20 protein-coding genes and 2 pseudogenes are annotated in these 19,288 nt (G+C 56.6%); 16 read left to right on the top strand and 6 right to left on the bottom strand.

What is annotated here, in order from left to right:
• From E1180_RS05180 to E1180_RS05170, 3 genes are all read right to left on the bottom strand, one after another.
• Positions 1-582 (bottom strand): YeeE/YedE thiosulfate transporter family protein (locus E1180_RS05180; protein ID WP_155190047.1); only part of this gene is annotated, 582 nt, incomplete at its 3' end.
• 60 nt (positions 583-642) lie between these two features.
• A complete protein-coding gene (locus E1180_RS05175) occupies positions 643-1,026 on the bottom strand; it encodes an ArsR/SmtB family transcription factor (RefSeq protein WP_208996944.1) in 384 nt (127 codons plus the stop codon).
• A 6-nt stretch (positions 1,027-1,032) separates the two neighbouring features.
• Entirely contained in the window at positions 1,033-1,401 is a 369-nt protein-coding gene (locus tag E1180_RS05170) for a thioredoxin domain-containing protein (RefSeq protein ID WP_283404483.1), read from the bottom strand.
• An 81-nt stretch (positions 1,402-1,482) separates the two neighbouring features.
• Here E1180_RS05170 and E1180_RS05165 point away from each other — a divergent pair, with 81 nt between their 5' ends.
• The 13 genes from E1180_RS05165 to hemA all read left to right on the top strand — a co-directional run bounded on the left by E1180_RS05165 (position 1,483) and on the right by hemA (position 13,213).
• Positions 1,483-2,223, top strand: coding sequence for a cytochrome c biogenesis CcdA family protein (locus E1180_RS05165; RefSeq protein WP_155190045.1), 741 nt, complete (start codon positions 1,483-1,485; stop codon positions 2,221-2,223).
• A 16-nt stretch (positions 2,224-2,239) separates the two neighbouring features.
• On the top strand, positions 2,240-2,800 hold the full coding sequence (locus tag E1180_RS05160; RefSeq protein WP_155190043.1) for a thioredoxin family protein: 561 nt from the start codon (positions 2,240-2,242) through the stop codon (positions 2,798-2,800).
• A gap of 155 nt (positions 2,801-2,955) precedes the next feature.
• Positions 2,956-3,429, top strand: a complete 474-nt coding sequence (soxX, locus tag E1180_RS05155; protein ID WP_155190041.1) for a sulfur oxidation c-type cytochrome SoxX — start codon at positions 2,956-2,958, stop codon at positions 3,427-3,429.
• Between the two features lie 22 nt (positions 3,430-3,451).
• Complete coding sequence (gene soxY / locus E1180_RS05150; RefSeq protein WP_155190039.1) at positions 3,452-3,874, top strand: thiosulfate oxidation carrier protein SoxY; 423 nt, start codon at positions 3,452-3,454, stop codon at positions 3,872-3,874.
• Positions 3,875-3,899: 25 nt separating this feature from the next.
• The gene (gene soxZ / locus E1180_RS05145; protein WP_155190037.1) at positions 3,900-4,229 is read left to right on the top strand and encodes a thiosulfate oxidation carrier complex protein SoxZ; all 330 of its coding nucleotides are present in this window, start codon (positions 3,900-3,902) and stop codon (positions 4,227-4,229) included.
• Between the two features lie 38 nt (positions 4,230-4,267).
• Positions 4,268-5,119, top strand: coding sequence for a sulfur oxidation c-type cytochrome SoxA (gene soxA, locus E1180_RS05140; protein ID WP_283404482.1), 852 nt, complete (start codon positions 4,268-4,270; stop codon positions 5,117-5,119).
• Between the two features lie 92 nt (positions 5,120-5,211).
• Complete coding sequence (soxB, locus tag E1180_RS05135) at positions 5,212-6,909, top strand: thiosulfohydrolase SoxB (protein WP_155190036.1); 1,698 nt, start codon at positions 5,212-5,214, stop codon at positions 6,907-6,909.
• Positions 6,910-6,930: 21 nt separating this feature from the next.
• A complete protein-coding gene (gene soxC, locus E1180_RS05130) occupies positions 6,931-8,202 on the top strand; it encodes a sulfite dehydrogenase (RefSeq protein WP_155190034.1) in 1,272 nt (423 codons plus the stop codon).
• A complete protein-coding gene (locus tag E1180_RS05125) occupies positions 8,186-9,478 on the top strand; it encodes a c-type cytochrome (RefSeq protein WP_155190032.1) in 1,293 nt (430 codons plus the stop codon). The genes soxC and E1180_RS05125 overlap by 17 nt, the downstream gene beginning before the upstream one ends.
• 7 nt (positions 9,479-9,485) lie before the next feature.
• Complete coding sequence (locus E1180_RS05120) at positions 9,486-10,190, top strand: c-type cytochrome (RefSeq protein ID WP_155190030.1); 705 nt, start codon at positions 9,486-9,488, stop codon at positions 10,188-10,190.
• A 25-nt stretch (positions 10,191-10,215) separates the two neighbouring features.
• Positions 10,216-11,475 (top strand): NAD(P)/FAD-dependent oxidoreductase, encoded by a 1,260-nt coding sequence (locus E1180_RS05115; RefSeq protein WP_155190028.1) that lies wholly within the window; start codon positions 10,216-10,218, stop codon positions 11,473-11,475.
• Between the two features lie 89 nt (positions 11,476-11,564).
• The gene (locus E1180_RS05110; RefSeq protein ID WP_155190026.1) at positions 11,565-11,999 is read left to right on the top strand and encodes a DUF302 domain-containing protein; all 435 of its coding nucleotides are present in this window, start codon (positions 11,565-11,567) and stop codon (positions 11,997-11,999) included.
• A complete protein-coding gene (gene hemA / locus E1180_RS05105; protein ID WP_155190024.1) occupies positions 11,999-13,213 on the top strand; it encodes a 5-aminolevulinate synthase in 1,215 nt (404 codons plus the stop codon). Before E1180_RS05110 ends, hemA begins: the two co-directional genes overlap by 1 nt.
• Positions 13,214-13,223: 10 nt before the next feature.
• On the opposite strand, the gene E1180_RS05100 is transcribed toward hemA, so the two are convergent.
• Positions 13,224-14,174, bottom strand: coding sequence for an MBL fold metallo-hydrolase (locus E1180_RS05100; protein WP_155190022.1), 951 nt, complete (start codon positions 14,172-14,174; stop codon positions 13,224-13,226).
• Complete coding sequence (locus tag E1180_RS05095) at positions 14,174-15,091, bottom strand: MBL fold metallo-hydrolase (RefSeq protein WP_155190020.1); 918 nt, start codon at positions 15,089-15,091, stop codon at positions 14,174-14,176. Before E1180_RS05095 ends, E1180_RS05100 begins: the two co-directional genes overlap by 1 nt.
• A 1,085-nt stretch (positions 15,092-16,176) precedes the next feature.
• Between E1180_RS05095 and E1180_RS22390 the strand changes: the two are divergent.
• The 3 genes and pseudogenes from E1180_RS22390 to E1180_RS05085 form a co-directional block, all read left to right on the top strand.
• Positions 16,177-16,553, top strand: a pseudogene (locus tag E1180_RS22390) (transposase); the annotation flags it as partial.
• A 229-nt stretch (positions 16,554-16,782) separates the two neighbouring features.
• Positions 16,783-17,799, top strand: coding sequence for a DUF1996 domain-containing protein (locus E1180_RS05090; protein WP_196220536.1), 1,017 nt, complete (start codon positions 16,783-16,785; stop codon positions 17,797-17,799).
• Positions 17,800-17,919: 120 nt separating this feature from the next.
• Positions 17,920-18,564, top strand: a complete 645-nt coding sequence (locus E1180_RS05085) for an SGNH/GDSL hydrolase family protein (protein WP_155190016.1) — start codon at positions 17,920-17,922, stop codon at positions 18,562-18,564.
• 486 nt (positions 18,565-19,050) lie between these two features.
• Here E1180_RS05085 and E1180_RS22385 read toward each other — a convergent pair.
• Positions 19,051-19,288 (bottom strand): annotated as a pseudogene (locus tag E1180_RS22385) (integrase); the annotation flags it as partial.

Genomic DNA, 19,288 nt, shown 5'->3' with positions numbered 1-19,288 from the left:
GCGGAAAGCTGAACTACTGAGGGAGTAGGCAACAATAAGACCTCCTACGATGAGGCCTGTCAAAGCCGGTGTGATACCGAGCTTGGTGTCAAAAAGCTGGCTTATACCTTGCGGTGTCTCCGCACCGGTTTCGACTGGGAAAAGCCAGACACGCATGTTGGCAAGAGGGCCAGACATGACAAAATAGGCTGAAAGCCCCATTACCAGCACGATGACGAAAGCACGAAGATCACCGCCACCAAGGCGGGCAAGTGCGCCGTAGCCGCAGTTTCCGCTGAGCGCCATGCCGTAGCCAAACATTAGACCGCCGATAATTGATCCAAAGGGGTTCCAGACACGGTCCAGATAGGCTGTGCTTGCGCCGTCGAGCATTCCTGCCGACATGGCCATATGGGTGCCGATGATGGAAACGCCAATCGCTAGGCCCCACATCCGAAGGCGGCGATCATCCGCGCCGTAGAGCACGTCTTCAATGGCGCCCAATGTGCAAAATCGACCAATCCGCGCAGCTAATCCGAGCGCAATGCCTCCCATCAGCCCAATTAACGCAACGGTATTGGCTTCTCCAAGAGCCTCAAGCATAGCCGGTTCCTCCCAAAAAACCGGATCCCGCCGAAACCGCACATCTTTGACTATGTGTCGCTAGTCCTCACGGCAGAATAAGTCATAGACCACCTCCATGATTTGCTTGGGGCGGTCATCTGTCAAGCTGTAGTAAATGGCCTTGCCGTCCCGCCGAGGGGTAACCAGACCTTCTAGGCGTAGACGGGTGAGCTGTTGTGAAACGGCGGCTTGTCGCGCAGACAGGAGACTTTCCAGCTCAGCCACGGATTTTTCGCCGGACGCCAGATGACACAGGATCATCAGGCGTCCTTCGTGGCTGATGGCTTTCAGGAAATTGGATGCCCGCTGCGCGTTCTTCATCATCCGGTCCATGTCATCAGCGCACATGTCTGCATCGAACACGGGCAACCGGGACTGGCCGTCTTGTATAGTCTCAGATGTCGTTGACGCATTTCCAGTCATCGTTGTTCAACCTGTCGGATCCAGCGGAATGTTTGCCCGCTTAAACATCATGGTGAGCAAACTCCAGAAAAAGTCTTCGCCGGGATAGCCTTCGATTCGATCAACTTCCACCCCATTTTGTACGAGAATGAACGTCGGCGTGAACCGTACCCTGTTTTTAAAGGTAACGTTCGGTTTATCGCTGAAAAGGTCAAATCGTTTTAGAGGCGCCGTTTTTCCTTCTGCCGTCTTTGGATAGATGTGTGCGATCTCGTTATCCCATTTCGCGCACCACGAGCAGCCATCCTCCTCTGCCATGTAGAGATAGGTTTCGGCTGCTGCCGGCTGAAGCGCGAGCGCGATCAAAAGCACGATCAGCGTCTTTATCAGGGCCACGATGTTTCCTCGATTGACGAAGCTTTACACTTAATCATAATCTAATTTATGAATATAACAAGCTGAGAAGCAGCCCAGCCCATGTTCGAAATATCCTTTTTCGGTGCCTTGGCAGCAGGTCTGCTTTCGTTCTTGTCCCCCTGTATCTTGCCTATCGTGCCGTTTTATCTGAGCTATCTTGCGGGTGTCGGGCTGAACCAGGTTGACGCGGGCGGGACGATTTCAGGAGCGGTCCGGCTGCGGGCCTTTCTGTCCGCCTGTTGTTTTGCCCTCGGTGTCATAACGGTTTTTATGGGTCTTGGTGCTGCAGCCACAACCTTCGGCCAGCTTGTGCGTGAGTATTTCGACGTTTTGCGCTGGATAGCCGCCCTGATCATCATCGCAATGGGTTTGCATTTTCTTGGCGTTATCCGAATTGGGATCTTGTACCGGCAGCTCAGGGTCGAGACCAGCAATTCGTCCAGTGTGGGGCTTGCCGGTGCTTTTGTTGTTGGGTTGGCTTTTGCTTTTGGCTGGACACCTTGTGTCGGACCTGTTCTTGCCGCGATCCTGTTCACCGCGGCCGGGCAGGAAACGGCCGGGCAAGGGGCGATGCTGTTGTTCGTCTACGGGCTCGGAATGACGTTGCCGTTTGTCGCGGCGGCCCTGTTCATAGGGCCGTTTATGTCCTGGATGGCCCGGTTTCGCAAATATCTCGGCACCATCGAAAAGCTCATGGGAGGGCTTTTGATCGTTTTTGGGGTTCTGATCGCGACCAATTCTATCAATCTGATTGCCCAATGGATGCTGGATACGATCCCTTGGTTCAGCGCCATCGGCTAGTCTGGGAGGAAGTGCAATGAAACGTCTGTTTGCAGTACTGTGCGCGTTGGTCTTTGCTTGTCAGGTTCATGCTGCGGAATTGGGGGATGACGGTCTGCACAAACCCGACTGGCTGCGTGATACGTTCAAGGATCTGTCCGAAGATCTTGAGGAGGCGAATTCTGAAGGCAAACGCCTCATGGTGATCATCGAGCAGCGCGGGTGCATTTACTGCAAACGTATGCATGAAGAAGTGTTCACCGTTCCAGAAATAAAAGAGTATATCGAGGACAACTATTTCGTAGTGCAGATCAACATGTTCGGCGACGTAGAGGTGACCGATTTTGACGGCATTGCATTGCCGGAAAAGGATATGGTGAGGCGCTGGGGGGCGCTGTTTACACCGAACATCTATTTCTTTCCGTCCGAAGTGTCTGATGACAAGTCGGCGCCACAGGCCGCTGTGGCAAATATGCCGGGAGCGTTCGGGCGCTGGACGACATTGAACATGCTGAGCTGGGTGGTGGAAGAGGGCTATGAAACCGATGAGCCTTTTCAAAAATACCACGCCCGCAAATTTGAAAATCAACAAAATTAGATATTTGCCGCATCGCGGGAAAAGATATTACGTAAAATGCTGCAATTGCGAACAAATCGATAAATTCATTTAATTGAATTTGTTATTGCGTAAAGTCGAATATGTGATGTATCGTCGCACTCAAGACCGGATAGGAATCGTCTTTGGGAGGACGCATGAGACACGCATTGTTTGGCCTTGCAGCCTGTGTCGCCGCATCTTCGGTGTCGGCCGCTGAAATTCAGCCGGCAGATGTTGTATTTGTTGACGGGGCGATCGAAGCGTCGCTTTCCGGTGGAGCAGGAGATCCTGCTTCCGGCGCTGAAATTATGGACAAGGGGGCCGGCAACTGCATTGCCTGTCACCAGGTTTCAGCTCTGAGCCACTTGTCATTTCATGGTGAAATTGGCCCACCGCTTGACGGCGTTGCAGATCGCTGGTCCGAGGCGGAAATCCGCGGCATCGTGGCTAACGCGAAAGTCATGTTCGAAGGCAGCATGATGCCTTCTTTCTATAAAACCGAGGGATTCGTTCGGCTGGGAGACGCCTATACCGGCGACGCTCATGGGGACGGTGACGTGCAGCCACTCTTGACCGCCCAGCAGGTTGAGGACGTGGTCGCGTTTCTCTTGACCCTCAACGAGCAATGAGCTTCCTGAAATGGAGATCAAAATGGAACTAACACGGCGAAAACTACTCGCAATCGGCTCAAGCACATTCGCCCTGGCGAGTATTTCCAGCCTGCCTGCGTTTGCAAGCCTGACAGATGATGCCATTGCAGCCCTGACAGGCGGTGCGGATCTGGGTGAGGGCGCAATCACACTCACTGCACCGGAGATTGCCGAAAACGGGAACACGGTACCGATTGAATTCGATGCGCCGGGTGCTGCCGAAGTCACCCTGTTTGCGGACGGAAACCCTGTTCCGAGCGTTGCGACCTTCAAGTTTGGTCCGCTCAGTGGCTCGCGCAGTGCCTCAACCCGCATCCGTCTTGCCGGTACACAAAACGTGGTGGCGATCGCGAAGATGGAGGACGGGTCCTTCCAGTTGGCGAAGGCGAACGTGAAAGTGACCATCGGCGGCTGCGGCGGCTGATCCTAAAAGTATCAGGAGACTAATCATGGCATCTGGTGTGAAACCACGGGTGAAGGTCCCGAAAAAAGCGTCTGCTGGCGAGACCATCACCATCAAGACGCTGATCAGCCACAAGATGGAAAGCGGCCAGCGCAAGGATGACGACGGCAACATTATTCCACGCTCGATCATCAACCGGTTTACCGCAGACTTCAACGGTCAGAACGTTGTGGACGTGACCCTCGAACCTGCAATTTCGACCAATCCGTATTTCCAATTCGAGGCTGTCGTTCCCGAATCTGGGGAGTTCAAGTTCACTTGGTACGACGACGATGGGTCGGTTTACGATACATCAAAGAAGATCACGGTCGGCTGAACAGCAAGCCAGCGAACGTCTTGGAGAGGGAGGCAGGCGTGAAAATAACGAAAATGGCAATCGGTTCCGTGGCAGCTTTGGTCGGCGTGTCCGGACTTGCATTTGCGGATCCCGACGAGGACAGCCTCACCATTAATGGTGACATCTCGATCGTGACAGAGACAGATGCGCCCGCTCACGCAGAAAACCTCTCCACGATCTATTCCGGATGGCGGTTCCGCTCTGACGAAACCCAGGCTTTCCAGATGGATGACTTCGACAATCCGGGCATGATTGGAGTTGAGAACGCTTCTGTCGACTGGGAAACGGTTGACGGGTCTGCAGGCAAATCCTGCGCAAGCTGCCACGGTGGACCGGAAGATATGGCCGGATTGCGCGCTGAATATCCGAAATGGAATGAAGACAAAGGCCAGGTGACCACCCTTGAAATGGAGGTCAACAACTGCCGCGAAACGCGCATGGGCGCGGAAAAATGGAAATACACCGGCGGAGACATGACCGACATGATCGCGCTGATTTCATCGGTTTCCCGCGGCTTGCCGGTGAACGTGGCCATTGACGGTCCGGCCAAGGAAACTTGGGAGCAAGGCAAAGAACTCTATTACACGCGCTTTGGTCAGCTGGAGTTATCATGTGCCAACTGCCACGAAGACAGCTATGGCATGATGATCAGGGCGGATCACCTCAGCCAGGGACAGATCAACGGCTTTCCTACTTACAGGCTGAAGAACACGAAGTTGAACTCGGTACATGCCCGCTTCAAAGGCTGTGTACGGGATACGCGTGCAGAAACGTTCAAGCCCGGTTCGCCTGAGTTCGTCGCTCTTCAACTGTATGTCGCCTCACGCGGGAACGGTTTGAGCGTCGAAGGTCCGTCCGTACGCAACTAAACTGCATTGAGGGCCCGGGCGAACCGCTCGGGCCCTTTTTTGGAAGAAAAACATTCAATTATTCGAATGTGTTTAACGGAGCCGATAGAGTTATGATTTCGCGTCGCGATTTTCTTCAGGTTGGGATGGCTGCGTCTGCGATCGTTGGCGCGTCAGGGTTCGGCAAATGGGCTCGCCTTGCTGCACAACAGACCCTTACACAGGACAAGTTGCTTGAGTTTGACACATTCGGGAACATCTCGCTCATTCACGTAACTGACATTCACGCCCAGCTGAAGCCGATCTATTTCCGGGAGCCGTCTGAAAACATCGGCGTCGGCGGAAATAAAGGCGCAGTTCCACACGTAACTGGCGCACAGTTCCGCAAACTTTATGGGATCGCGGACGGAAGCCCGAGCCATTATGCCTTGAGCTCTGGCGACTTTGCGTCTCTGGCAAAAGGCTATGGGCGTGTCGGTGGACTGGACCGTGTTGCAACCGTGATCAAGGCCATCCGGGCCGATCGTCCTGATGCCATTCTGCTCGACGGCGGCGACACTTGGCACGGGTCCTACACCTGCTACAAGACGCAAGGCCAGGACATGGTCAACGTCATGAACGCGCTCAACCCGGATGCCATGACGTTCCATTGGGAATTCACGCTGGGCAGCGACCGCGTTACCGAGATTGTCGAGAGCCTCCCTTTTGCAGCGCTCGGCCAGAACATTTTCGATGTCGAATGGGACGAGCCGACAGAGCTGTTCCCACCCTATAAGATGTTCGAGCGCGGCGGCACCAAGGTTGCCGTGATCGGCCAGGCGTTCCCTTACATGCCGATTGCCAACCCGGGTTGGATGTTCCCTGAGTTCGCCTTCGGTATCCGCGATGAAAATATGCAGGCCATGGTGGACGAAGTCCGGGCTGAGGGCGCGGAGTGCGTGGTCGTGTTGAGCCATAATGGTTTCGACGTGGACAAGAAAATGGCCACCGTTGTCAGCGGTATCGACGTCATATTGTCCGGTCACACGCATGATGCGCTGCCAGAACCGGTTCTGTCGGGAAAAACGATCATTGTACCGTCTGGCTCGAATGGGAAGTTCGTTAGCCGGGTTGATCTGGACGTGCAGAACGGTCAAATGACGGGATTCCGCCACAAACTCATCCCGGTATTCGCCGATGTGATCGAGGCCGATGCTGAAGTTGCGGCGCTGATTGACGAGCAACGTGCGCCTCATCTTCCAGAGCTTACCGAAGTGATCGGCAAGACCGACAGCCTATTGTATCGCCGCGGCAATTTCAACGGCACCTGGGATGACCTGATTTGTGATGCGTTGCTCTCCGAACGAGATGCCGAAATTGCTCTGAGTCCGGGTGTCCGCTGGGGGCCGTCGCTTGTTCCCGGACAGGACATTACCCGCGAAGATATCTTCAACGTAACCTCCATGACCTACGGCAAGGCTTACCGGACTGAAATGACCGGCGAGTTCCTGAAGGTCGTTCTGGAAGACGTCGCGGACAACATCTTTAACCCGGACCCCTATTATCAGCAGGGCGGCGACATGGTGCGCACGGGCGGCCTTGGCTATCGCATCGACATTGGACAGCCGCAGGGGAGCCGCATCTCCAACATGACCCTTCTGAAGACCGGTGAAGCCATTGACCCGGCTCGGTCTTACGTTATCGCCGGCTGGGCGAGTGTGAACGAGGGGACAGAAGGCCCGCAGATCTGGGACGTTGTTGAAGACCATATCCGCAAATTGGGCACGGTCACCACGCAGCCCAACAACAGCGTTGACGTCATTGGTGCATAGGTGAGGCAGGGAGCCGAATTGATGGACAAGAACACGAAAACCTCCCGCAGGTCCTTTTTGAAGGGAAGCGTAGCGCTGGCAGGGGTCTCTGTTGCAGGCGCTGCCAGTGCAAAGGAAGCTGACCCTCTGATAACAGAGGTTCAGGAATGGGCCTCGCTTACAGGCGCCGGAGTGGATGAGACACCGTACGGTTTGCCGATTAGCTTCGAAAAAGATGTCGTTCGCCGGAATGTTGAATGGCTTACGGCGTCACCGATCTCATCGATCAACTTCACGCCCATCCATGCCCTCGACGGAACGATTACGCCTCAGGGATGTGCCTTTGAGCGGCATCATTCCGGGGCCATCGAGCTGCGTAAGGAAGACTACCGCTTGATGATCAACGGGCTGGTCGACCGGCCGCTCGTCTTCAACTATTCCGATCTTGAGCGGTTTCCGCGCGAAAATCATGTTTATTTTTGCGAGTGCGCGGCCAACACAGGCATGGAATGGGCAGGTGCCCAGCTGAACGGCGCGCAATTCACGCACGGTATGATCCACAACATGGAATATACCGGTGTTCCTCTGCGCACATTGCTGAACGAGGCCGGGCTGGATGCTGCTGGAGACCTGAAGAACAAGTGGGTCTATGTGGAAGGGGCTGATGCATCCTCCAACGGACGCTCGATCCCCATGGAAAAGGCCCTTGATGACGTTCTCGTCGCCTTCAAGGCGAATGGTGAAGCCCTCCGCATGGAGCATGGCTATCCGGTTCGCCTCGTCGTTCCGGGCTGGGAAGGCAATATGTGGGTCAAGTGGCTCCGCCGGATCGAAGTCACGGACATGGCCGTCGAAAGCCGCGAGGAAACCTCCAAATACACGGACGTTTACGATGATGGAACTGCGCGCAAATGGACCTGGGTGATGGACGCCAAATCCGTGATCACTTCGCCAAGTCCGCAAATGCCAATCACGCATGGGCAGGGCCCTCTTGTGATTTCAGGGCTCGCCTGGTCCGGCCACGGGAAGATCACCCGTGTCGATGTGTCGAAGGACGGCGGCATTAGCTGGGAAACTGCACGTCTTGGAAAGCAGGGCGACAGCAAGGCACTCACCCGGTTCTACCTGGACACGAACTGGGATGGGAAACCAATGCTCTTACAGTCGCGCGCGATGGACGAGACCGGTTACGTACAGCCGACGAAAAACCAGCTCCGTGAGGTGCGCGGTGAGAACGCCGTCTATCACAACAACTGTATTCAAACCTGGTTTGTGAACGAAAATGGGGTCGCCGAGAATGTCGAAGTCTCTTAAGGAAATCGTCCTCCCGGTCGCTGGGGGCACCGCTCTGGCCCTTTCCGCCGCCTTGTTGATCGCAAATATGGACTATGGGCAGACGAAAATCGTCTCCCTTGAAAACAAGGTTGAGCAGATCTCCTTGCGGGCTGAGGACGCGGCTCAGCGGGCAAGCAAGGAGGCCGAAACCGTTTCCCAACTCCGCCAGAAGGTTGCCGAGATCCAGGCTGTTGCAGAAGAGCGCGCATCTGCGGGCAGCGACATGACAGAACCGGCCCCTACGAGGGATGGCGCTTTTGGCCTAGGCCGCGGGGCGATGCCTGAAGAAGTCGCGGCTTGGGATGTGGATGTTCTGCCCGATGGTCGGGGTCTTCCGGAAGGCCGTGGGGACGTTTTTACCGGCGATGAGGTGTTCGCCGAAAAATGCGCATCCTGTCACGGCGACTTTGCCGAAGGTGTCGACAACTGGCCTGTTCTTGCTGGCGGTTTCGACACGCTGGCCGACAAGGATCCGGTAAAGACCGTTGGCTCCTACTGGCCGTATTTGTCGACTGTTTGGGACTATGTTCATCGATCTATGCCGTTCGGCGAGGCTCAAACCCTCACCGCCGACGAAACCTATGCGATCGTAGCCTACATTCTCTACTCCAACGATCTTGTGGACGATGACTTTGAACTGAGCCACGAGAATTTCGCCGAGTTTGAAATGTACAATACGGACGGCTTTGTGATCGATGACCGTCCGGAACTCGAGTATTCCAACTGGCGTACAGAGCCTTGCATGGAAGACTGCAAGCCAAGCGTCGAGATCACAATGCGTGCGACGTTCCTTGACGTGACGCCGGAGGGTGGCGGCGACTCGGTCATGAACGATGCAAGTGCCGAGGATACGCCTACCTTCGTTGCGAGTGCCCAAACAGGCGACACGACAAGCGGGACGGAGACCGTCGCCGCTGTGAGCGCCAGCGTCGATCCGGAACTTATTGCATCTGGAAAGAAGGTCTTCCGCAAATGCCAAGCCTGTCATGATGTTGGTTCAGGGGCGAAAAACAAGTCTGGTCCGCACCTTAACGCCCTGATAGGGCGCCAGATGGGCTCTGTTGAAGGCTTTAGCTATTCCAAGGTGTTCAAGACTGCTCATGAAGAGGGCAAGGTGTGGGACGAGGCTGCTTTGGCCGAATTCCTGGCCAAGCCAAAGTCCTACATGAAGGGCACGAAAATGGCGTTCTCCGGCCTGCGGAAGGAACAGGATCTGGACGCCATCACCGCTTATCTAAAATCGGTTGGAGAGTGAGGGGGAGATGCGGGTCTTCGGGATCATCTTTGGTGTTGCCGCGTCGGTCATCTCTACTGTAGCCGTTGCTGATAAGTTCGGGGACCCGGCCGCTGGTGAGAAAGTTTACCGGCAATGCAAAAGCTGCCACCAAGTTGGTGATGGCGCAAAACATCGGATCGGCCCGCAGCTGAACGGTCTTTTTGGGCGCCAGGCTGCAAGCCATGACGACTTCCGTTACTCCAAGGCGCTGATGCGCGCGGGGACCGGTGGCTTGGAATGGCACGCGGACACCCTGGATGCGTTTTTGGAAAATCCGAAAGCGATTGCCAGTGGAACACGAATGAGTTTCCGCGGTCTGAAGAATCCTCAAGAGAGGCTGGATCTGATCGCATATTTACGCGTCTTTTCCGATAGCCCGGCCAACATACCGGAAGCCGATCCGACCGCGTCACCGACTGATCATGACATCGATCCAGCCATTCTCGCTCTGAAAGGCGATCCGGAATACGGCGAATACCTGAGCAGCGAGTGCACCACATGCCATCAAACAAGTGGAGGTGATGACGGCATCCCGTCCATCGTTTTGTGGCCTGAGGAAGACTTCGTGCTCGCAATGCATGCCTACAAGAACAAGAACCGATCTCATCCTGTCATGCAAATGATGGCAGGACGGCTGAACGCGGAGGAGATAGCGGCGCTCGCTGCCTATTTTGCTGTGCTCGAAGAATAACAACAGTGCATTTATGGAGGAAAAAATGACACTGAATAGACGGCAGTTTATCGGAACATCTGCTGCGATGGCGGCGGCCCTGTCAGCTCCAATGGTCAAGGCGCAAGGCAAACCACGTGTGGTTGTCGTAGGTGGAGGTGCAGGTGGGGCGACGGCGGCTCGCTATCTGGCCAAAGATAGTAAAGGGGGTATCGATGTTACCCTGATCGAGCCAACAAGAAAGTACTACACTTGCTTCTTCTCCAATCTATATCTCGGTGGCTTTAAGGAAATCGAGGATATCGGCCACTCCTACGGCGGTTTGGCCGCCGGCGGCGTCAATGTCGTCCACGATTGGGCCATCGGTGTCGATCGCGACGCCAAGACCGTCACGCTGGCCGGTGGCGGGTCGGTGCCCTACGACAAGTTGATCCTGAGCCCGGGTATCGACTTCGTGGAAGGGGCTGTCGAAGGCTGGGGCCTGAGTGCACAGAACGCAATGCCTCATGCCTATAAGGCAGGCTCGCAATCAGAGCTTTTGAAAGCGCAGTTAATGGCGATGCCCGAGGGCGGAACCTTCGCCATGATTGCGCCTCCGAACCCATATCGCTGCCCGCCCGGACCATATGAGCGTGTATCGATGGTTGCGCATTTCCTTAAACAGAACAATCCGACAGCCAAAATCATTGTCGCGGATCCGAAGCCGAAATTTTCCAAGATGGCTCTGTTTCAGGAAGGTTGGGCGAACCACTATGATGGCATGGTTGACTGGATTGGCGAGGACTTCGGCGGCGGGAACGTTTCCGTTGACCCTAACGCAATGACCGTCACCATTGATGGTGAAGAAACCAAGGTGGATGTCTGTAACGTCATACCCGCCATGAAGGCCGGTCGCATTGCTGATTTGGCCGGTGTCACCGATGGTAACTGGGCTCCAGTCAACGCCACGGATATGTCGACCAAAGCCGATGCCGACATCTATGTGCTCGGGGACGCGTCCAGTCAGGGCGACATGCCGAAGTCAGGCTATTCTGCAAATTCTCAGGCCAAGGTTTGCGCCAATGCGGTTCGAGGTGCTCTCACAGGGTCAAAGGTGTTCCCGGCGAAGTTTGCCAACACCTGCTGGTCCCTGATTGCCCCGAATGACGGCGTCAAGGTTGGCGCAACCTATGAGGCAACGCCGGAGAAAATCGCCAAGGTCGACGGTTTCATCTCTCAGACAGGCGAAAGTGCCGACCTGCGCAAGGCGACCTACGAGGAATCGGAAGGCTGGTACACGGGTATCACCTCGGACATGCTCGGCTGATCGAAGATTCCGCGTCCCGGCATTAACTTGGCTCAATGCGCGGGGCGCGGGCTTATAAAAGGTTTGCCCGACAAACGGAGGACTACGCTATGAAATCGATTCTAATCGCAGCAGCATTCGGGCTTGCTCTTGGTGGTTCTGCCCTCGCTGAAAAGCCTTTTACGTATCCGTTTGACGGGTCGTTCGAAGACGCGACCTTTGCGGTTGAAAGCGCGATCGTGGGACAGGGGCTGGTCATAGACTTTGTCAGTCATGTGGGCGAGATGCTTAACCGGACCGGAGCCGATGTGGGCAGCGACACGATGATCTTCAAAAACGCTGACATCTTCCTATTCTGCTCGGCTGTGATATCGCGCCAGGTCATGGAAAAAGATCCTATGAACATCACCCATTGCCCTTATGGCATCTTTGTCATGGACACGGACGAGGGCGTGTTGATTGGACATAAGGACTATCCGGATGGATCCATGCAGGCAGTTGAGAACCTGATGCAGCAAATCGTTGCGGAGGCAGTGGGGAATTGATGGATTACAACGGTTTCTTTCGCTCCGAGCTCGACTTTCTGCGAGAGGACGGGAATTACCGGACCTTCGCAGAACTTGAGCGCCACTGCGGCAACTTCCCCAATGCCAGCTGGCACAACGGTGCTGGGGACGTGAAGATCTGGTGTTCAAATGACTACCTCGGTATGGGCCAGCACCCCACTGTGCTGGCTGCGATGCATGAGGCCCTAGACCGGTGCGGCGCCGGGGCAGGAGGCACGCGCAACATCTCCGGAAACACGCATGATCATGCGCTTTTGGAGGCTGAAATTGCCGATCTGCACAACAAGGACGCCGCGCTTTTATTCACCTCCGGGTATGTGGCGAATTGGTCGGCACTTGGAACATTGGCCGCGCGCATTCCGGACTGTGTTGTCCTGTCTGATGCGCTCAATCATGCCTCTATGATTGAGGGGATCCGGCATAGCCGCGCCAAAAAGGTGATTTGGAAACACAACGACCTTGAGGATCTGGAGGAAAAGCTCGCCGAGCTCCCGGCCGGGCAGCCAAAACTGATCGCGTTCGAGAGCGTTTATTCGATGGACGGCGACATTGCCCCAATTCGCGAGATCTGTGACTTGGCAGATCGCTACGGGGCGATGACCTATCTTGATGAGGTGCACGCGGTCGGGCTTTATGGCGCGCGCGGTGCCGGTATCGCTGAGCGGGACGGGGTCATGGACCGCATTACCGTGGTTGAGGGCACTCTTGGAAAGGCGTTCGGAGTTGTGGGCGGTTACATCGCCGCATCGGCCGAGCTTTGCGACTTTGTGCGTTCATTTGCCAGCGGGTTCATATTCACCACAGCTCTGCCGCCATCAGTTGCCGCGGGTGCAGCAGCTTCGATCCGGCATTTAAAGTGCAGCAGTGAAGAGCGCCGCCGGCAGCAGGAGAATGTTGCTGCAGTCCGCCGGCGTCTTGATGAAATCGGTCTGCCGCATCTGGACAATCCGAGCCATATCATCCCGGTTATGGTGGGCGATCCGGTGAAGTGTAAATTCATTTCGGACGTTTTGTTGAAAGACTACGGGATCTACATCCAGCCCATCAATTATCCGACGGTCCCGAAGGGGAGCGAACGCCTCCGCATCACACCGTCTCCGGTTCATTCCCAAGAGGACATCGCGCACCTGGTGACCGCGCTGGAGAGCCTATGGACCCGGTGCGAACTGGCACGCCGGCCGGTCGCAGCGTAACGCTGCGGCCTCACTCAAATTCCATTTGTTCATAGACCCGGCCGGCATTTTTGGTCGCAAGTTCTTCGAACGTGTCGAGATGCGCATAGGGAGACTGGTCGACATAGTAGGCGTCGGCAAGGTCGCCGCCATCGTCCAGATGCTCGCCGATTTTTTTCCGCAGATAGGCAAGGTAGTCGCGCGTGTACCGGCGCACCTGCGCCATGTTAGTCGGGTGGCCATGGCCCGGAATGACATAGGTTGCGTTCAGGGCCTCAAAGCCGGTCTCCCATGTCTCCAGCCAGTCCGCGACAATTGTATCTTCGAAAATCGGCAGCATGCGTTCGTGAAACGCCATGTCGCCCGCGATCACAAGGCTCTGTTCCGGTAGCCAGACCTGGGTATCGCCGGGGCCGTGGGCCGGGCCGAGGTGCAGCACCTCGATCCAGAAATCTCCCATCTCGATGATATGCTTGTCTTCAAATGTTTCGGTCGGTGGAGCAACAAACGTGCCCTCGGCCTTGTCCCTGTTATAGCGTTTCATGGCTTCCAGAATCTGGTTGCCGCGCTCTTCGATTTCGTGGGCGGCGTCGACATGGGCCAGGATCGGAACACCCTGTTCAGCCCAATAGGAATTGCCGAGCATCGCGTGACCTTGGCCATTCTCATCGATGACAAGTCGTACGGACTGGTCGGTAATGGCCTTGATCTCGTCGTGCAGCGCCTTGGCAAGCACATATGCCGCGCCGCCATTGATCACGATGACGCCATCCCCAGTGACGATGAAGCTGAGATTGTTGTTGTGTCCGGAGTTTTCGTAGGTCGGCGGCGCGGTGGCGCCGATTGCCGACCAGACATGCGGAATGACCTCGACCGGCTTTGAATACAGCGGCGAGCCCGGGTATTGGTCGGCAATGTCCTCACTGGCATGCGCCGCGGACACCGCCAGAACGGCGGACATAAGCACTCCAAGAACGCGCATCACGAAGCCTCCGGGACAAAGCGGAATTCGGCGCCGTTGCGCTCCACATGACCAATTCCGCCATTGGGCAAATGGAAACCTGCGATCTTCAGATCGTCGGCAACGATCCGGTCGAAAAGAGCCGCGCGGGTTTTGGCGCCCAGATCGCTGTCTTGATCCGAACCGCTCGGCCATTCCGGCCGCATAAACGCAACATGATGATTGCCGATTGCGTCGCCGATCACCAGCGCCGCTTCGGAACCTTGACGCACCTCGAAACTCATATGTCCCGGCGTGTGGCCGGGTGTCGAGACGGCTTGAATACCGGGCAGCACTTCGTCTCCGCCGTTAAAGAACTCAACTGCGTCCTCGATCGCCTCCAGCCGCCGTTTCGCACCGACGGCCATGGACGCACGGGCCTCTCCGATCGTGTTGACGGTCTCCGGGTTCATCCAATAGTCCCATTCCGCCCGGCCGATCATGTAGGTCGCATCGTAAAACAGCGGATCGTCAAACTCGTCGAGCAGGCCCCAAATGTGGTCAGGGTGGCCATGTGTGAAGACCACATGGGTGACGTCTTCAGGTGCGACATCTACTTTGCCCAAGGCATCGAGCAGTTTTCCGGCCGAAGGCTGAAAGTCAGGTCCAGCGCCCACATCGAACAGCACGGTATTGGTTCCGTCCCGATAAAGAGAGACATTGCAGTCTGGTGTCAGCGTCGTCTTGGAGATCCCGGTCTGGCTCAAAAGCGGCGCCAGATCGTCCTGCGGCATGGGCTCGAAGATGAAGCTGCCAGGTAGGGTGAGATGCCCGTCGCTCAGGGTCGTGAGCGTGCCGTCGCCGATGGCAGTTTCCGCCACAGCGAACCTGGCAAGAGGCATACAAAAAATCGGCATCGCGGCACAGCCGGACAGAAAGGCACGGCGAGACAAAGACATGGCGTTCCCTCACTTTAAATTCTTATATTTGAATATGTATGAGATCCTGATATCGCGCAAGGCAATGCAACCGATGAAAATAAGATGGCCTCCTATTCCAACTGGGTAGGTCTTGCCAATTGGGTCGGCAAAAGCGAGCTGCTATGAGATGAACGATCAACGACATGCCGCGACTTATCTTCTTTCAGCATGCGCTAGAGTGAGTTTAACGGCCCGACCAAATATCCGTTTTCAGATTTGAATTTGGAACCAGAAAACCCAATGGGACGTGAAATTCCGCCATCAACCGCTGCAGCGGCCGATGACGGCTTCGGGCCGGGAACGCTTCTGTCCTAAACCGAGCTGTGTCATACAGTGTAATCGACTGGCAAAGGCCCGAAAAGAATTGCTCAATAATGGGATTTGTGCGTCCCAACTGAAGTGTTGGATATCTCAATTCGTCATATGGACTTGTTGTCATACACTGTCCGCCATGTTCACCGTCATACACACTCAGACCAAATTGGTTTTGAAAAGCCAGCACAAACTTCCACAATTGGGGTTGGCCTGTTGCGCACTCCTGCCGTTCTACGGGGCCTGGACAGCCGAACCGCATGATACGGCTGGCCAAGTCGGTATGAGCCTTGCCGGCATAGTGTTTCTGGCTACCGGCCGGTTCTTCTTCCCGAACCACACCATTGTCTTTGACAAAGGGGCAGGCAATGTTGTCAGCGAGCGCCGGAGACTGGGACGGACCAACCGGCAGGTCATTGGACTTGCAAGAATCGAACGTGTCTACGCTGAAAGAACCAGACCGATGACGCACCGACCGAGCGGCTGGCGCCAAGAACCGCAACCGGATGTATACCCCTTGAAACCACGTTCGGCTCTTCGAGCCGGGGTGAGCTTGTCAAGGAAATCAACGATTGGCTTCAGACCTAAGAGCACGTCTCGGGCGGTCAGCGTTTTATCTGAAATTGCCTGGCCAAGTAAGAGTGGTCGCGACACTTCCGGTCCTAAGCGGACATTCGATCACGCAGCGGCGAAGGTCCGTTCCGAGCCTTCTTTAACTGATGATACGGCTGCGCCAATGTCCGCTTCTTAAGCTGCGGATGGCGCTGGATTGCGTGGTGCAGCTGTATCATCTGCGCGGCACAGCCAAGCAGCACAATAAAGAAGACAAACATGGCTTTCGCCGGACGCGGCTGTAATGCTGGATCCTCGGTGAAAACGACGTGCAACTACAATTGCTTGCACTGGCCTTTAATCTGGACACGTTCCTGAGCTGAATTTAACTGCCTGACGTGATGGCCGATTGGTCATTGATCAGTCTACAATCAAAGCTGATCAAAATCGGGGCCCGCATCGGGCGTCACGCCCGTGCCATCACTTCAAGCTGGCAAAGGTTATGGTTGCAGGCGCGATGATGCGTGTGATCCTCGCCACCATCCGCCGTTTGAGAGCGCCTCCGTTATGCCCTTGACCGCGATCAAGGCCAAAACGGAAGGAAAAAGGTGGGCCAAGTCTCCCCGGTACACTGAATAGCCGGCGCAAGGCTAGAACACGACGGCGGCACGGGTTGATCCGTCCAGTTCAAACAACCTACCCGACTGCCGACAGCGCTCGGGCCAAAAATGCTTGTCCAGAGATCCGATCCACGTAATCTTCGCGTCAAACAGTACGCCATTTGGGGGTTGTCGGTTGAGATGAGGTTGTTTTCGGACCGAATTGCGATCTTGGTGAACGGCAGTGTGCTGGCCGTGTTGGCTTGCACGACCGTCGCGCAATCGCCCGCTTTTGCCCAGACCGCGCCCGATGGGCTTGTCCGGGCGAATGACTTCGTGGATGAGCGCGAAGATGGAAGCGGCGCGTTCCGCACGCATTGCCTGGAGTCCCACACCAGCCATGACGACCCGCTGGTGTTTCCCGGACAGCCGGGTGCAGCGCATCACCACGTGTTCTTCGGCAATCCAGGCGTCGACGCGCACACCACCGTGGCGGACCTGAACGACGCGGGTCGCACGACCTGTGACGGCGGCACGCTCAATCGGTCCGCCTATTGGGTGCCTGCTATCTACGACGGGCGCGGTGAGCGGATCGAATATGTCGAGCCGCTCTTCTACTACAAGACCGGCTATCATGTGCCGGCCTCGGCAGTAGTGCCGCCACCGGAGGGCCTTCGGATGATCGCCGGGGATGCCCACGCGACCGCGCCACAGGGGACGCATGTGGTCAGGTTCCGCTGCGCGAATTGGCAACCCGAGCGCAGATGGTTCGACCCCGGCGATCCGCTCGATCATGTCGATACCCTGCCGGACTGTCCCGAGGACGAGCTGCTCGAGGTGCGCGTGGTCTTCCCGCAGTGCTGGGACGGGCAGACCCTCTCCGCGGCCGATAACCGCAGCCACATGGCCTATCCCCGCGAAGCGGAGCCGCCCATGGCGGGAACGGGTGGGTGCCCGGCGTCCCACCCAGTGGCCATTCCGGAAATTTCCTACAATTTCGCGATCTACGTGACCGCCGAGACCGGGCCGCCGTCGACCTGGCGCTTTTCGTCGGACCGGCCGGATGTCACGGCACCCGGGGTGAGCCTGCACGCAGACTGGATGAACGGCTGGGATCCCGAGATCATGAAAATGATCGTCGAGAATTGCCTCTTGCCCGCCCGGGAATGCGGCGTCGGCCTGCTTGGCGACGGGACGCGCCTGCGGCCAGTCGTGCAGGACTAGGTGGCCGGGGTGACCCCGAGCGCCGCTTGCGCGCCTGCGCCGGAGACGAGAGATGACACTTAAATTGTCCTGTCATGCTGCGGGACGATGATCATATGACATTGTCCAACGGAGGCGTTCATGATCATTCGCTCTGCCGCGCTGGCCCTTTCCCTTTTGCTGGCCGCGCCGGTGCAGGCGCAGGACATCATATCCATCGGCGACAGTATCATGTACTGGAACGGCGCGCAGTCGATCCCGGCCCAGCTGTCGCGGGAATTGGGCGTTCCCGTCGATGACCGGTCCCTTGCCGGTTCGCAGGTCAGCACCGGGTTCTGGAACCGCAGACAAGGGCTCGATATCCGGGCACAGCTGGGCGGTGACCGGCCCGATATCGTTGTGATGACGGGCGGCGGCAATGATCTGGGGGAAAGGTGCGGGTGCCGCGAGGGCTGCGCCGAAGAGGTCGACAGGCTGCTGACAGAAGATGGGGGCGGCGCATTCGGCGCGTTCCTGAGTAATGTCGTTGCGGATGGCACCCAGGTCTTCGTGCTAGGCTATCCGGACCCGCCGACCGGGGGGAACGACTTTTCCGGCTGCGTCGCCGATCTTCGGGCGCTCGCGGATAGGCTGGATGCACTGGAGGGCGTAACCCTCGTGCCAGCCCATCAGGCGATCGATCCGGGGGACATGTCGTATTATGATGCGGACCGGGTCCATCCGTCGGTCAAGGCATCGTCGGTCATGGCCAAGTTGCTGGCTGACGCCATCAAGGCGTCGCGTTAACCCATGGGCGGGGCGGTCCTCTACCTCGCGAACACGGCGTGTTCGGGCAGATCGGTCAAAGGCATCTCGAGCAAACGCAGAGCGGGCAGGCTGACCTGGCTGCCCGAGCGCAGAGCAGCGCCCGCGAGGCGCAGCTGCGGCCGATGTACTGTTAATGTCCAATGCTTAAGCCGCGACCGATTTGGTCAGCTGAACATCAAATATCAAATATCAAGATAAATTCCTCCGTGACTTCAGGTTCATCGACGAGCAAAGTTACCGCGTCCTGACCAGGCAAACTGATTTAAGTCGCGACGCGTCCGTACTGAGACACAGCAGAACTTGGCGCGACCGCAGCGTAAGTTCGCTTCGTCCCGCGGAGCGGACATTAATTTAATCCGCAACAAATGTCCGCTTCCCGCCCTTTGAGGCCGTTCGCTTCGTCTTCCGGTATAAAGCCACGAAATACTAGTGATCGTAGGATGTGTTATTTGTTTTTGTCTGGCATCACCCGCTGGTTAGTTTCAAAACCCATGCTTCCCAAGTAATCATCATCTCCCGGCGCTGCTCAAGCAGATCCGTGCGATGGTAGGCAGCCTCAGTCGCATTCCTGATCGTGTGCGCTAGAGCTCTTTCCGCCAGATCACGCGGGTAGCCATTTTCAGATGCCCAGTCCCGAAAACTCGACCGAAATCCGTGCGCGGTGGCGATCCGCCCCGGTGTGTCGCTGGCGACCTTGTGATCG

It is taken from the genome of Roseibium denhamense (assembly GCF_009711415.1).
Lineage (GTDB): Bacteria > Pseudomonadota > Alphaproteobacteria > Rhizobiales > Stappiaceae > Roseibium > Roseibium denhamense.
Note: the sequence above shows the minus strand (reverse complement) of the source record. Positions and strands in the feature narration are given on the sequence as shown.